General features: G+C 60.1%; 10 protein-coding genes. 8 read left to right on the forward strand and 2 right to left on the reverse strand.

Annotated features, from left to right (window positions below; all coding sequences use genetic code 11):
* Positions 1 to 201 precede the first annotated feature (201 nt).
* From J0G10_RS24895 to J0G10_RS24925, 7 genes are all read left to right on the forward strand, one after another.
* Positions 202 to 1,128: a glutamate/aspartate ABC transporter substrate-binding protein gene (locus J0G10_RS24895; RefSeq protein WP_095048295.1), complete on the forward strand. Its 927-nt coding sequence runs from the start codon at positions 202 to 204 to the stop codon at positions 1,126 to 1,128.
* Between the two features lie 193 nt (positions 1,129 to 1,321).
* The gene (locus tag J0G10_RS24900) at positions 1,322 to 2,068 is read left to right on the forward strand and encodes an amino acid ABC transporter permease (protein WP_095048296.1); all 747 of its coding nucleotides are present in this window, start codon (positions 1,322 to 1,324) and stop codon (positions 2,066 to 2,068) included.
* The gene (locus tag J0G10_RS24905; RefSeq protein WP_003227756.1) at positions 2,068 to 2,739 is read left to right on the forward strand and encodes an amino acid ABC transporter permease; all 672 of its coding nucleotides are present in this window, start codon (positions 2,068 to 2,070) and stop codon (positions 2,737 to 2,739) included. Before J0G10_RS24900 ends, J0G10_RS24905 begins: the two co-directional genes overlap by 1 nt.
* The gene (locus J0G10_RS24910; RefSeq protein ID WP_007963947.1) at positions 2,736 to 3,470 is read left to right on the forward strand and encodes an amino acid ABC transporter ATP-binding protein; all 735 of its coding nucleotides are present in this window, start codon (positions 2,736 to 2,738) and stop codon (positions 3,468 to 3,470) included. Before J0G10_RS24905 ends, J0G10_RS24910 begins: the two co-directional genes overlap by 4 nt.
* A gap of 177 nt (positions 3,471 to 3,647) precedes the next feature.
* Positions 3,648 to 5,549 (forward strand): two-component sensor histidine kinase AauS, encoded by a 1,902-nt coding sequence (gene aauS, locus J0G10_RS24915; protein ID WP_095048297.1) that lies wholly within the window; start codon positions 3,648 to 3,650, stop codon positions 5,547 to 5,549.
* A complete protein-coding gene (aauR, locus tag J0G10_RS24920) occupies positions 5,546 to 6,874 on the forward strand; it encodes a two-component response regulator AauR (RefSeq protein WP_095048298.1) in 1,329 nt (442 codons plus the stop codon). Before aauS ends, aauR begins: the two co-directional genes overlap by 4 nt.
* 11 nt (positions 6,875 to 6,885) lie before the next feature.
* Positions 6,886 to 7,224, forward strand: coding sequence for a GlpM family protein (locus tag J0G10_RS24925; RefSeq protein ID WP_220556932.1), 339 nt, complete (start codon positions 6,886 to 6,888; stop codon positions 7,222 to 7,224).
* A gap of 200 nt (positions 7,225 to 7,424) precedes the next feature.
* Here the strand turns inward: J0G10_RS24925 and J0G10_RS24930 are convergent, their stop codons facing one another.
* Both J0G10_RS24930 and J0G10_RS24935 read right to left on the reverse strand, forming a co-directional pair.
* Positions 7,425 to 8,090, reverse strand: a complete 666-nt coding sequence (locus J0G10_RS24930) for a DsbA family oxidoreductase (RefSeq protein ID WP_220556933.1) — start codon at positions 8,088 to 8,090, stop codon at positions 7,425 to 7,427.
* A gap of 178 nt (positions 8,091 to 8,268) precedes the next feature.
* A complete protein-coding gene (locus J0G10_RS24935) occupies positions 8,269 to 9,303 on the reverse strand; it encodes an alpha/beta fold hydrolase (protein WP_095048301.1) in 1,035 nt (344 codons plus the stop codon).
* 218 nt (positions 9,304 to 9,521) lie between these two features.
* Here J0G10_RS24935 and J0G10_RS24940 point away from each other — a divergent pair, with 218 nt between their 5' ends.
* Positions 9,522 to 15,068 carry a dermonecrotic toxin domain-containing protein gene (locus J0G10_RS24940; RefSeq protein WP_220556934.1) on the forward strand — a complete coding sequence of 1,849 codons (5,547 nt, stop codon included), beginning with the start codon at positions 9,522 to 9,524 and terminating at the stop codon, positions 15,066 to 15,068.
* Positions 15,069 to 15,143 lie beyond the last annotated feature (75 nt).

The raw sequence follows: 15,143 nt of genomic DNA on the forward strand, positions 1-15,143 counted from the left end.
ACGCCAAAACAAACCATCACAAAACTTTAATAACGTTATAAATCATAAAGTTAAGTACATCTCCCTGGTCTGGCACGAGTCATGCTCTACACTCTCTCGACGAATGCTTGTTGTGCCAACACTTCAGGAGCCGTCAGGCATTCGAAGCACAAAAGGGCCGACGAACTGGCTCCATAAAAAAAACAATTCGAGGAAAATTTGATGCGCATCGTTCCCCATATCCTGGGCGCAGCCATTGCGGCCGCTCTGATCAGCACGCCAGTTTTCGCCGCCGAACTCACCGGCACCCTGAAGAAAATCAACGATTCGGGCACCATCACGCTCGCTCACCGCGACAGCTCCATTCCGTTTTCCTACATCGCGGATGCTTCCGGCAAACCAGTGGGCTACTCCCACGACATTCAAGTGGCCATCGTTGAAGCCCTGAAAAAAGACCTGAACAAGCCAGACCTGCAGGTCAAATACAACCTGGTAACCTCGCAAACCCGTATCCCGCTGATCCAGAACGGTACCGCGGATATCGAGTGCGGCTCCACCACCAACAACGCCGAACGCGCCCAGCAAGTCGACTTCACCGTCAACATCTTCGAAATCGGCACCCGTCTGCTGGTCAAGAAAGACAAGGATGGCAAGCCGTCCTACGCTGACTTTGCCGACCTGAAAGGCAAAAACGTCGTGACCACCGCCGGCACCACGTCCGAGCGCATCATCAAAGCGATGAACGCCGACAAGCAGATGGGCATGAACATCATCTCCGCCAAAGACCACGGCGAATCCTTCAACATGCTGGAAAGCGGCCGCGCCGTAGCCTTCATGATGGACGACGCCCTGCTGGCCGGCGAAGAAGCCAAGGCCAAGAAGCCGACTGACTGGATCATCACCGGTACGCCGCAGTCCTTCGAAGCCTACGCGTGCATGGTTCGTAAAGACGACCCGGCCTTCAAGAAAGCCGTCGATGCCGCCATTGTCGGCCTGTACAAGTCCGGCGAGATCAACAAGATCTACAGCAAGTGGTTCGAGAGCCCGATCCCGCCAAAAGGCCTGAACCTGAACTTCCCGATGAGCGACAAGGTAAAAGATCTGATCGCCAACCCGAGCGACAAGCCGGCGCCTGACGTAAAAATCTGATTCCTGACTAACCTTGTCTCCTGAGGGGGCGACCCTCCCTCAGGCGTTTGTTACTACCTGCTGGCTTCACTGTGGAACACTCGACCTGGCGGTTTCCGAGCCGATCGCGTGTGCCTGACGTTCAACGTCAGGCGGGAAAGGATCTTCCCCAAGCGGGTGCTTGTACATCGATCGATCTCGAGGGGAGACCCTAATGAATTACAACTGGGACTGGGGCGTGTTCTTCAAGTCCACCGGCGTTGGCAGCGAGACTTATCTCGACTGGTACATCTCCGGCCTGGGCTGGACCATTGCCATCGCCATCGTGGCATGGATCATCGCCTTGCTGCTGGGCTCCATTCTGGGGGTCATGCGCACGGTGCCAAACCGCATCGTATCGGGCATCGCGACCTGCTACGTCGAGCTGTTCCGTAACGTGCCGCTGCTGGTGCAACTGTTCATCTGGTACTTCCTGGTGCCCGACCTGCTGCCGCAAAACCTGCAGGACTGGTACAAACAGGACCTCAACCCGACCACCTCGGCTTACCTGAGCGTTGTCGTGTGCCTGGGCCTGTTCACCGCCGCCCGTGTCTGCGAGCAAGTGCGTACTGGCATTCAGGCGCTGCCACGCGGCCAGGAATCCGCCGCGCGCGCCATGGGATTCAAGCTGCCGCAGATCTACTGGAACGTGCTGCTGCCCCAGGCCTACCGGATCATCATTCCGCCGCTTACCTCGGAATTCCTCAACGTCTTCAAGAACTCCTCCGTGGCGTCCCTGATCGGCCTGATGGAACTGCTGGCGCAAACCAAACAGACCGCCGAATTCTCGGCCAACCTGTTTGAAGCCTTCACCCTGGCCACGCTGATCTACTTCACCCTGAACATGAGCCTGATGTTGCTGATGCGCATGGTCGAGAAGAAAGTCGCAGTGCCCGGCCTGATCTCCGTGGGGGGTAAATAATGGACTTCGATTTCAGCGGCATCATCCCCGCCATTCCGGGCCTGTGGAACGGCATGGTCATGACCTTGCAGTTGATGGTCATGGGCGTGGTCGGCGGCATCGTGCTGGGGACCATCCTCGCACTGATGCGCCTGTCGTCGAGCAAACTGCTGTCGCGGGTGGCCGGCGCTTATGTGAACTACTTCCGTTCGATCCCGCTGCTGCTGGTGATCACCTGGTTCTACCTGGCGGTGCCATTCGTACTGCGCTGGATCACCGGTGAAGACACTCCAATCGGGGCGTTCACCTCCTGCGTCGTGGCCTTCATGATGTTCGAAGCCGCGTACTTCTGCGAAATCGTCCGCGCCGGTGTGCAGTCGATCCCCAAAGGCCAGATGGCCGCCGCACAAGCAATGGGCATGACCTATGGCCAGACCATGCGTCTGATCATCCTGCCCCAGGCGTTCCGCAAGATGACCCCGTTGCTGCTGCAACAGTCGATCATCCTGTTTCAGGACACCTCGCTGGTCTACACCGTGGGCCTGGTGGACTTCCTCAACTCCGCCCGCTCCAGCGGCGACATCATCGGTCGATCCAACGAGTTCCTGATCTTCGCCGGTGTCGTCTACTTCATCATCAGCTTTTCCGCCTCGCTGCTGGTCAAGCGTCTGCAAAAAAGGTTCGCCGTATGATCTCTATCAAGAACATCAACAAGTGGTATGGGGACTTCCAGGTGCTGACTGATTGCAGCACCGAGGTCAAAAAAGGCGAAGTGATCGTGGTCTGCGGCCCGTCGGGTTCCGGCAAATCGACCCTGATCAAATGCGTCAACGCGCTGGAGCCGTTCCAGAAAGGCGACATCGTCGTCGACGGCACCTCGATTGCCGACTCGAAGACCAACCTGCCGAAACTGCGCTCGCGCGTGGGCATGGTGTTCCAGCATTTCGAACTGTTCCCGCACCTGACCATCACCGAAAACCTGACCATCGCGCAGATCAAGGTGTTGGGCCGCAGCAAGGAAGAGGCGACCAAGAAAGGTCTGCAATTGCTCGAGCGCGTCGGCTTGTCCGCTCACGCCCACAAGCATCCGGGGCAACTGTCCGGTGGTCAGCAACAGCGTGTGGCGATTGCCCGTGCGCTGGCGATGGACCCGATCGTCATGCTGTTCGACGAACCGACCTCGGCGCTCGACCCGGAGATGGTCAACGAAGTGCTCGACGTGATGGTGCAACTGGCCCACGAAGGCATGACCATGATGTGCGTGACCCACGAAATGGGCTTTGCGCGCAAAGTGGCTGACCGGGTGATCTTCATGGACGCCGGCAAGATCATCGAAGACTGCCCGAAAGAGGAATTCTTCGGCGACATCAGCGCCCGCTCCGAACGCGCGCAGCACTTCCTCGAGAAAATCCTGCAGCACTAAAAGCAACACACCTGCCGGGGCATTGCTCCATCCCTGTGGGAGCGAGCCTGCTCGCGAAGAGGCCATTACATTCAGCCTGGATGTTGAATGTCAGTCCGTTTTCGCGAGCAGGCTCGCTCCCACAAGGGCCGGCGCTGCCCTTGCAACAAGTGTGGTGGTTGACCCAAGGCAACTGTGATGAAATGCGACCCCAATCTCTATCGCGCCGCGCCGCCATCACTTGCCGTGAAGCCTCGTCTGATTCGTCATCTGTTCCTGCCGCCACTGGTCATCGTCCTGATGATCGGGTTGGGTTACGCCGGCTTCTGGACCAGTGAGCATTTCGGCATTCGCAGCCTCGGCGAAAACGGCCAGCGTCAGCTCGAACTGAACGCCCGCGCCGTCGAAAGCGAAATCAGCAAATACACCTACCTGCCCAGCCTGTTGGAACTCGAAACCAGTGTGTCGCAGTTGCTGGCCGACCCGACCCCGGAACACCGGCGAACGGTCAACGATTACCTTGAAGGCCTGAACCGGCGCAGTCGCAGTCGGGCCATCTACGTGATGGACACCACCGGCCGTGTCATGGCCACCAGCAACTGGCGCGATGTCGACAGTTATCTCGGTGAAGACCTGTCCTTCCGCGCCTATTTCCAGAAAGCCGTACGCGGCGAGTCGGGGCGTTTCTACGGCATCGGCAGCACCAACGGTGAGCCCGGCTATTACCTCGCCCACGGCCTCGAAGAGCATGGCAAGATCATCGGCGTCGCCGTGGTCAAAGTGCGCCTGGAAGCCATGGAAGAACGCTGGCAACGCGCCCGTCTAGAAGCCTTTGTCAGCGATGAGAACGGCATCATCATTCTCTCCAGCGATCCGGCTCGACGCCTCAAGTCAGTGATCCCGCTCACCGACGAAATCAAAGAAAAACTCGCCCGCAGCCTGCAGTACTACTGGTTCCCGCTCAACGAACTGCAACCGCTGGCCCGGGAAACCCTGTCCGAAGGCGTGGAAAAACTGACCTTCCCCGCCAACAGCGAAGTGCGCTCCGACGATGACGACATCAGCTATCTGGCACAGACCCGGCCACTGAGCGACACACCGTGGAACTTCACCCTGCTCACGCCGTTGCAGGACCTGCGCCGCGAAGCCATCAACCAAGGGATTCTGGTCGCCGTCGCGTTTGCGCTGGTGGCATTCCTGTTGATCGCCTGGAACGAGCGACGCAAGGTCATCGCCACCCGTCTCGCCGCCCGCGAAGCCTTGCAGGAAGCCAACAATCAACTGGAGCGTCGGATTACCGAACGCACCACTGATCTGCGCGCCAGCAACGAGCGCCTGAAGAGCCAGATCCGCGAACGGCGTCAGGCCGAAGAGACGTTGCGCCGTGCGCAGGATGAACTGGTGCAGGCTGGCAAGCTCGCCGCCATCGGTCAGATGTCGACCAGCATCGCTCACGAATTGAATCAGCCGCTGGCGGCGATGCGTACGCTGTCGGGCAACACCGTGCGCTTCCTCGAACGGGGCCAACTGGATGTCGCCAGCACCAATCTGAAAACCATCAACGAGCTGATCGACCGCATGGGCCGGATCACCGCCAGCCTGCGTTCGTTCGCCCGGCGCGGTGACAACCAGGGCCAGGCCAGCCTCGGCAAAGCCGTGGAGGCCGCGCTGCAATTGCTCGGTGCACGCCTGGAGAGTTCGGCGGTCAACATTCACCGCCAGTTCATCGATGTCCAGGTGCAGATCGACCAGACCCGCCTCGAACAGATTCTGGTCAACCTGATCGGCAATGCCCTCGACGCCATGCAGGCGCAACCCCTGCCCGAGCTGTGGCTGGAGGGTGAAGAATTCAACGCCAAATATCGCCTGCGTGTACGTGACAACGGTCACGGCATCGACGCTGAAGCGCGCAAGCATCTGTTCGAACCGTTCTTCACCACCAAACCCGGCGAACAAGGCCTGGGCCTTGGCCTGACCCTTTCCGCCAGCCTCGCCGCCGCCACCGGCGGGCATCTGGGTGTCGAACACCCGGCCAGCGGTGGCACCACCTTCGTCCTCAGTTTACCGTTGGTAAGCCCTACTCCTGCCGAGCCAATATGAACCACGACCTTAGTGTGCTGATCGTCGAAGACGACCCCCATGTGCTGCTCGGCTGCCAACAGGCGCTGACCCTCGAAGACATTCCCTGTGTCGGCGTCGGCAGTGCAGAAGAAGCGCTGGAGCGCGTCGGCGACAACTTTGCCGGCATCGTCATCAGCGACATTCGCCTGCCGGGCATCGATGGCCTCGAACTGCTGACCCGCCTCAAGCAACGTGATCGCAGCCTGCCGGTGGTGTTGATCACCGGCCACGGCGACATTTCCATGGCCGTCGGCGCGATGCAGAAAGGCGCCTATGACTTCATGGAAAAACCGTTCTCGCCGGAGCGCCTGGTCGACGTCGCACGGCGGGCACTGGAGCAACGCAGCCTCGCCCGCGAAGTCTCATCGCTGCGCCGGCAACTGGCCGAGCGCGACTCCCTTGAAGGGCGGATCATTGGCCGCTCGCCGGCGATGCAGAACCTGCGCGAACTGATTGCCAACGTCGCCGACACTTCGGCCAACGTGCTGATCGAAGGCGAGACCGGCACCGGTAAGGAACTGGTCGCCCGCTGCCTGCACGATTTCAGTCGTCGCCACAGCAAGCAATTCGTCGCGTTGAACTGCGGCGGTCTGCCGGAAAACCTTTTCGAAAGCGAGATTTTCGGCCACGAGGCCAACGCCTTTACCGGTGCCGGCAAACGCCGTATCGGCAAGATCGAACACGCCGACGGCGGCACGCTGTTCCTCGACGAAGTGGAAAGCATGCCGCTGCCATTGCAGATCAAACTGCTGCGCGTGTTGCAGGAGCGCACCCTCGAACGTCTCGGCTCGAACCAGAGCGTGGCCGTGGATTGCCGGGTGATCGCAGCAACCAAATCCGACCTCGACGAAGCGAGCAAGGCCGGCGAGTTCCGCAGCGACTTGTACTACCGCCTCAACGTGGTAACGCTGGAGCTGCCACCACTGCGCGAACGCCGCGAAGACATCCTGCAACTGTTCGAACACTTCACCCAGCAATCAGCACTGCGCTTCGACCGCGCACTGCCGGAGCTGGACAACCAGACCCTGTCGAACCTGATGAGCCATGATTGGCCGGGCAACGTGCGTGAATTGCGCAACGTCGCCGAACGTTTTGCCCTCGGTTTGCCGGCGTTCAAGAAGTCCGGCACCAGCGCTGGCGGCCAAGGCCTGGCGTTTGCCGAAGCGGTGGAAGCCTTCGAGCGCAACCTGCTCAGCGACGCCCTGCAACGCAGCGGCGGTAACCTGACTCAGGCCAGCCTGGAATTGGGCATGGCCAAGACCACGCTGTTCGACAAAGTGAAAAAATACGGTCTGAGCCATTAAGCGAGAACGATGTGGATCTGTTTTTCAAAGCCCTGTTGGGCGCCGCGGTAGTACTGATCATCGCGGCGCTGTCGAAAACCAAAAACTACTACATCGCCGGATTGGTGCCGCTGTTTCCGACGTTTGCGCTGATTGCGCATTACATCGTCGGCAGGGGGCGTTCAATTGAGGATTTGAAGACCACGATTGTGTTCGGCATGTGGTCGATCATTCCGTACTTTGTGTATCTGGCGACGTTGTATGTGATGGTGGATCGGTTGCGGCTGGAGGCTTCGTTGGCGGTGGCGGCGGTGGCCTGGTTGATGGCCGCCACGGTGTTGGTGACTGTGTGGGTGCGCCTGCACAGCTAAGTGCAAAAGCCACCCTCACCCCAGCCCTCTCCCTCCGGGAGAGGGGGCCGACCGAGGTGTCTTGCAAGCTGCATCGACCTGAAAGATCCAGTCGATTATGGATTCGGTACAGCACGTTCACGTCGGCGTATCACTCCAGCATCCCCCAATCAGTCCCCTCTCCCTCAGGGAGAGGGCTAGGGTGAGGGGCTTTTAGCTTTTCAGTTGACGGCACCACCCCGGGCGTCAGCCATGATCTGCCGGATCGCCCCGACAAACGTCTCCACCGGTTGCCCACCCGTCACCGCGTATTGCCCGTTGAACACCACGGTCGGCACCGAACTCACCCCGCGCTGCAACCACAATTGCTCTTCTTCACGCACCTCATCGGCAAACTCGTCGGACGCCAGAATCGCCTCGGCTCGCTGACGATCGAGCCCGACACTTTCCGCAATCTGCACCAGTTGCCGATGATCCGACGGATTGCCGCCATCGCTGAAATACGCCTTGAACAGCGCCTCTTTCAACAACAGTTGCACACCTTCGAGCCCGGCCCAGTGCAGCAAGCGGTGCGCATCAAAAGTGTTGTAGATACGGCTGTTGCCGTCAGTGCGAAACGCAAACCCGAGTTCAGCGCCACGGGCACGAATGGCTTCGCGATTTTTCTGCGATTGCTCCGGGGTCGAGCCGTACTTCTCTTGAATGTGCTCAGCGATGTTCTGCCCGTCTGCGCCCATTTTCGGATTGAGTTCGAACGGTTGGAAACGGATCTCGGCCTGCACTTCGTTGCGCAGAATCTCCAGTGCCTGTAACAGGCCACGCAAACCGATGACACACCAGGGGCAGGAGACGTCGCTGACAAAATCGATTTTCAAGGCAGAACTCATCACACACCTCGCGGGGGGAAATCGTGCGGGAAAATTTGCACGATACACCTGCTCCGGATTTTTTGGTGACCGTAGTGGCCCCTTCGCGAGCAGGCTCGCTCCCACCCTTGGAATGCGTTCCCCTGTGGGAGCGAGCCTGCTCGCGAAGAGGCCCGCTCAGGCGATACAAATACCTCGATTACAGCAGATTCCCGCCCACCACCGGCTCAATCTGCGCCCAATGCGAAGTGTCTTCACGATGCGCCTGCAAATACGGCAGCACCGCCGCCAGCAACGGCTCCTTGAACGCCTCTTGAAAGCGATGCGCCAACCCCGGAATCAGTTTCAACTGGCTGCCGCGAATATGCGCCGCCAGATGAACCCCGTGCATCACCGGCAACAACGGATCCGCCGTGCCATGCACCACCAGCGTCGGTACCCGCAACTGATTGAGCAATGCCACCCGGCTCGGCTCGGCAAGAATCGCCATGATCTGCCGCTTCACGCCTTCGGGATTGAACGCGCGGTCATACGACAGCGCAGCCTGATGCAGCAAGACCTGGCGATCATCGGTGACCGCCGGGCTGCCCAGCGCGGCCAGCAGATCAGCCTGCTGTTCCAGCGCCACCTGTCGATTCGGTGCGCCGCGACGCGACAACAACTGCACCAGCGCCGCGCTGGGTGCCGGCAGACCTTCGGCGCCCGAGGTGGTCATGATCAATGTCAGACTCTCGACCCGCTGCGGTGCCATCGCCGCCATGTGCTGGGCAATCATCCCGCCCATGCTCGCGCCCAGCACGTGGAATTGCTCGACGTGCAACGCGTCCATCAAGCCCAGCGCGTCGTCTGCCATGTCGGTCAGGCTGTAAGGCGCTGCCACCGGCAGACCGAGCTTGTAGCGCAGCACTTCGAAGGTCAGATTGGCGTCAGCCGGCGCCTGCCGCCAGGTCGACAGACCGACGTCGCGGTTGTCATAGCGAATCACCCGAAAACCCTGCTGACACAGCGCAACCACTACTTCGTCCGGCCAGTGGATCAACTGTCCACCCAAGCCCATGACCAGCAACAACGCCGGATCCGACGCGCGACCAATGCTCTGGTAAGCCAGGCTCACCTGCTGCAGATCAACGTGCTCGGTCGGCACATTGACGTCGCAACGCGCCGCCGCCCAAGACGACGATCCGAAAAAAATCGCGACCAGAACAGCCGCGACCGATACAAAACCCTTGACCATGAAAAACACCGAAACGCAGAACCCCAGTAGAGCGCGAGTCTGATGAAGTTTGTTCAAGCGCGCTGCCACACTTCGATGACAGTTTAATGAAGAGTGCCGAATGGTCATGGGCGGTGGTTGCAAACAATATCTATGTACCGCCATCGCCTTGCGCGATTTCTCTTGAATGACCCGCTCAGGGACGGATTCCCCGCCCCGCCAATGCGAGTCACGCCACCATGCTCGAGCGCCTTATTCTGGATGAGCTCCCCGCACCGTCACCGTTGCCCGAGACCGTCGAACAGCTGCCGAAAACGATTGATGACAGCCTCCTGCTGCAGGCTTGCCAACGCTGGCGCGCCAGCAGCGAGGGTTTGCGCGATTTGTTTGCCGCCAGCCCGGCCCTGCGCGACAGCGTCAATGAATTGCTGCGCCAACAACTGCAACTAGACGGCGAAAAGACCGGACTGCGCTTTGCGGCCACCGCTGACCAGCCGGAGCACATCGTCAGCCTCACCGACGCCTGTGCCTTTGTCGTTCAACACCCGACACTGGAAACCGATCTGGATCAGCGTTGTGTCCTCACCGGTATCCGCGCGGGCCATCTGTTAGCCACCCTGAAGCCCCTGCAGCTCCTGGAAAAACTCAAAGCCCTCGACCCACGCAAAAGCCACGAGATTCGCTGGGCAGAATTCTGGGACGCGCGAGCGCCGCGCACACCGGTGTCGCGACGTAGCCGCGCCACGCAGCTTTACCGCGAGCATTTCGAAGCCACTGCGCACATGGCTCTCGCCCATCAGACGATTACCCCGGCACAACTCAAAACGCTGCAACTGATCATTGATTCAGGTGCTGGCGCGCTGACAATCGAGGGTCAACCTGTGCACACGGAAAAGTTGGCCCTGGTGCTGAGCAACGACAGCAAAATCAAACTCCCCGGTGCATGGGTCGTCAGCGTCGGCAATTTGGCCACGGCGGCGCCTTTGCTTTATCTGCCCGGAAACGCCATATCGATCCAGGCCTTCACCACCCGCGCAGACATGCAGACGTGGCTGACCAGCGAGGTACAGATCCCCACCGGACTGCCCAAGAAAATCCTTCGCGTTGACTACAGCACAGCGCTTGACCCGATGGTCACTGGCGCCAGCGATCTGTTCGCCGACCGTCACCACGCGCAGCTCGACGCCTTGAGCAATACCAACAAAGGCCATCCCGGGCTCAGGGCGCATGGCGCGCGCTCACTGGTGCATGTCGACCTGATTGATCATCAGCGCAGCAGCGCGATCATCGTGGCGGCGCCGCCAAAACCACTCAATTCCGCCAGCGATGTCGAGACCGACGAAACACCGCTGTTCGGCAGCCTGTCCGCCGGGATTCCACTGGCGGTGCGCCACGCGGCGCTCAAACGCCAACGCGAGGCGCTTGAGCGCTTGCAGGCCAATGACAGCGACGGCTCTCGATACCGAGAATGCCAGGACGCCCTCAAAGCGCTGGAAGCCGCCGAACAAACTGGCGCGACCGCTGCCACAACCCTGCTTTACCGCGAAACGGCCCTCGACGCGAATACCTTCAACACCGCCCTCAGTGCCCTGCGTCAGGCACACCGGGACGGCCTGTATGCCGAAGGCAGACTGCAAGCAAACCTTGGCCAACTTGACAGCGCCGAACACGATCTGCTCAAGGCCGTGCTGGCCCCCCCCGTCGCGGCCGAGCGTGACACGGATATCACGGCGGCCAGCCTGACCTTGTCACTGAGCAAAACCAAGGACGGGGTCACGACAACGCAAAGCGAAGTGCTCAAGGGCGCACTCGTCATCGGACGCCAGGCGGCACTCTCGGACACTTCCAGTCTGATGCTCTACTGGCCGGGCAATGGCGGTGGCCTGCAACGCTTTGCCGATCGCCGGACACTGGCGCGCGAGGTGTTCAGGATTCTCGACGACGACAACGACCTGGCCCTGCAACTGAGTCCGATCACCACCGACCCGTTGCTTTATTGCCTCAACGCGCTGGTGAGCGACTTCGAAGCGAAAGCCACACCCCTGCGCGGCAAACCCGAACAGGCTGACGCGCTGGAGGTTCTGCGCCAAGGCTGCCTGGCCAATCTTCAGGTTCCGCTGCACGCCGCCAGACACCTGGCTTTCACTCATCTGCAGGAACAGCAACGCAGCGGCACCCTCGCCGGCAACCTGCCGGGCTGGCTGGTCAAACTCAAGGAAAACGAGCGTAGCGCGCTGAAACAGAACATCGAGGCGTACGTCGCGGCGATGCGTCAAAGCCACGCCCTCATGACCCTCGCCCTGGAACCTCGTGATGACTTCACCCGCCGCCATCTGCACGCCCGATTGCGCAGGGACTTTTCCCTTGAGGGCGACTTTTCCATACAAGTCGAACTGCCCGACTCGACCAAAACCGAACAGGTCCCGGAGTCGGGGCCGGGTGGCGTCAGAAAGATCACGACCATTGTGCCCAGCAAAGCACGCAGCAAAATGTCACTGGAGGACCTGGCCCAGCTCAATATCGATAACGTGCAATCGGTGCTCAATGACTCGCTGTCACAACGCTTGATCTTCTTGCGTCTGGAAATCACCGCGACGCATAAAAAGGATCGGACGCGCCTGCTCAACGGCATCAACCTGACCTATCTGCGCAAGGTTCTGCCGGAGCTGGACCTGCCCAAAGCCTATGAGCAGAAGATCCGTGACGCCTTCCAGGGCGCCGCCAGCGAGTCGGCATTCGTCAAACAACATCGCCGGGAAAGCCTGATCGAGCCGTGGCGCCTGATGCTGAAAATACAGAGCGAAAATGCACGCCTGCAAAAACACCTCAGCGCTGATGAAGCGGCGCTGCTGAACATCGCCATCGACGCCGACACCCCACAGGCGTGGCAAGCCAGCGGCAAGCGTCTTGTGCTGTTGCCGGTGTCGCTGAAAGTCGGCGGCAAGGACACCCCCGGCGAAGGCCCGGTGACCCTGTCCGGCGTCAGCTTCATCGAAGAGCAGATCAGCGGCGTCACTCTGCTGTACCTGCCGGACAGCCACGACGGACAGTTCTTGCGCCGCTACGACACGCTCGAAGCGGCGCGCAAAGGACTGTTCACCTTGTGCGCAAGTGACAAGTGGATCGAGTACCTGGCGCACAGAACGTTGCAAGGTAACGTCAGGGCCCATGTCAACCGAATCGGTCAGGCCGTGGAAAAAAACTTCGATGCGATCATCGAAGTCGGAGTGCGCTGGCCGGCCAGTACCTCGCTGGCCGCACACCTGCTCGATGCGCACATGGGACGCTTGATCGAGGCCCATCGCGGCACGTCGCGCTCCAACGATGAACTGTTCTTCGAGCGCTACGCCCTGAAAGGCCCGCGCGCCTTCAACTACATCAAAATGGCCTTGGGCATGGTGCCCTTCGTCGGCAGTGTGCTGGCCCTCTATCAGGCCTGGACCGCTGCCAATCAGGCAGCCGCCGCGTTCTTGCGTGGTGACGTGGCTGACGGTCTAGTTGAAATCGAGTCAATGCTGCTGTCGCTGATCGACGCCTTCATGGATCTGCTCCCGGGTGAAGCCGCGGCCTCGACGCCCTCCCGGACGACCCGCGCGTTGACACGGGCGCGTCAGCTGCACGCGGTGGTGCGCGATGTGGCGACACTGCAGGTCAAGTCGCAGCGCCACGCCCGACATGTGCTGGCGCGCTTCAAGGATTACGACTATGAAAAGCCGATTTCCCTGGGTGGCACAGAACCGGCCAGCCACGGCCTCTACCGCGGGATCTACCGGCTTGCCGACGGCGACTTCATCGAGCGTCAGGGCCGCGTCTACCAAGTAGAGCTGAGCCGGGATTCGCGCAGCTGGCGTCTGTCCGGCAACTCGCGAAAAACCTACAAGCAGCCGATCGCACTGGATGAAAGCGGGCAATGGGACACCTGGTTTGGCGTCTATGGCACAGCCCTTGAAGGTGGCGTGGTGGGGGGTGGCAATGTCGGCGGGCGCCTGGTCGATACACTCGACCCTTACTGGCCGTCGGTGATTCGGCAACACCTGCCGCGCTGGCTGGTAGATCGAAACTTCCGCCGCCACCATCAACTGGCCGCCACCGCAAACAATTTGGGCCGCCAATTGCAACTCAGGGGAGCGAAAAGTGACCAGGTGATCAATGCCTACGCCGAAGCCACGGAAGCGCAACGCCTGACCATGTTGCCAACGGCCGAAGCCGCATGCATTGGCGATATCCAACTGGCCAGGCAACGTTATGAGGCGTTGACCGAGTTGACTGCGTTGACCCAAGGCAGAAAACACAGGACTGTCGCCCAAATGCGAGGCAAGACCGCATGGCTGTTGACTGATCGTTACCAGCGACGCGCCTTCCACCTGTCGCATAAAATTCATGGCACAACACGAGCAATCAACCGATTGAAGCAGCTACACAATGCGCTGCCGGGTGATGCTGTGGCTGAACGTTTGAAACACATTGAAGACATACACAGGTTTCGTGTCGAGATCGTCAATCAGCTCGATCAGTTGGGCGAACTCAGGGACCAGGTCCATCATTGGTATGATCGCATGCTGGCTAAAGACCGGCCGGAAATGACGGCGCTGGTCGATAACATTAACAGCCGTCACAGTGAACCCATCCTGCTGTACCTGAAAACCTCCCAACGCTTGGAAATCGTCAGAAAAGCCGGCAGCCCCGACGATGCCTCGTGGCGCTATTTTGTGACGATGGCAGAGCCCCTGCGCAACAGAATCGATCTGCATCTGTACCGCCAGTACGACTTGCCGAACATGCAGAACACGACCGCCCAACGTAATCGCATTCTTCAGGAAAGCATCGACGCTTGCGTCGAGTATCGGCGCGAGATGGCGGTATGGACCGCCAGCTATCCGCAATTCTTTCATCTGGGCGTAGTCGAGCCCTTGCTGGAAGGCGTTGATCGCCTGGCGGATCGAGCGCGTGCCGCTATCAACAGGCCACCCGAGCCGAGGGTCGCGGGGCAACCCCTGCAGCGCGTGTTCATCACGGATGACAACCAATTGCGCCATGGCGTGGAGCAATGGGATAACCTGACCAACGCCCGTCAATACAGAAGTACCGGGATTAGAGGCTATGAAGAAATCTGGGAACATGGCGCCGATGGCGTCGTGCGCCTGACCAACCCGCAAAACCTGGCAGTTCCCTCCCCCGCCGAGCTGAGTCTGGCCACCCTGGTAACTGAGGCACAGCAACGTCTGGAGAACGTGGCCACTTACCGCGCCACGGTGCAGAGCAACGCCAATCGCGGCATGCTGCCCGTCGACCTGCAACACATGCTTGACAGTCAGGCGAGTGAACTCACCACCCGTGCCGACGGTATCGCTGCCAAGTCGGCAGAGCAACCGATCATCCAGCAATTGCGCGATCAGGCCGCGGAGCTGATCGTCGAAGGTCGCGCCTTGCGCACCCAACGCTCGATGACCAGTCAAAAGCCCACCGACGGCATGCTTGATGACCTCATCGGACAGAACGCGGTGGAGATCCGCAAACCCCTTGCGATCCAAAAACTGGCTGATCATCAGGGGCGCCCCAACTACCTGCAGGAATATGAGGTCTGGAACCTCACACAGGAGCCCGCGCAATTACTCTGGTACGTGCATTTCCATTACCGTTCGGCGACCCGACCCTTGCGCCAATTCGAAAGAGCCCACCTGAAACTGCCGGCGCATCGCAAGCTGACTCACGCTGACGACCCGACCCTGCTTGATTCCAGAATCACTGCACAGTCCATTGTCCTGCGGCATTTCGAGGGACTCTGAGCATAAGACACTGTAGTCATATGAAGAACTGCCGAGCCGTCACTCGGCAGTTCTGCCGTAAAAGAACGCGTCGAT

The sequence above is a fragment of the Pseudomonas germanica genome, from assembly GCF_019614655.1.
GTDB lineage: Bacteria > Pseudomonadota > Gammaproteobacteria > Pseudomonadales > Pseudomonadaceae > Aquipseudomonas > Aquipseudomonas neuropathica.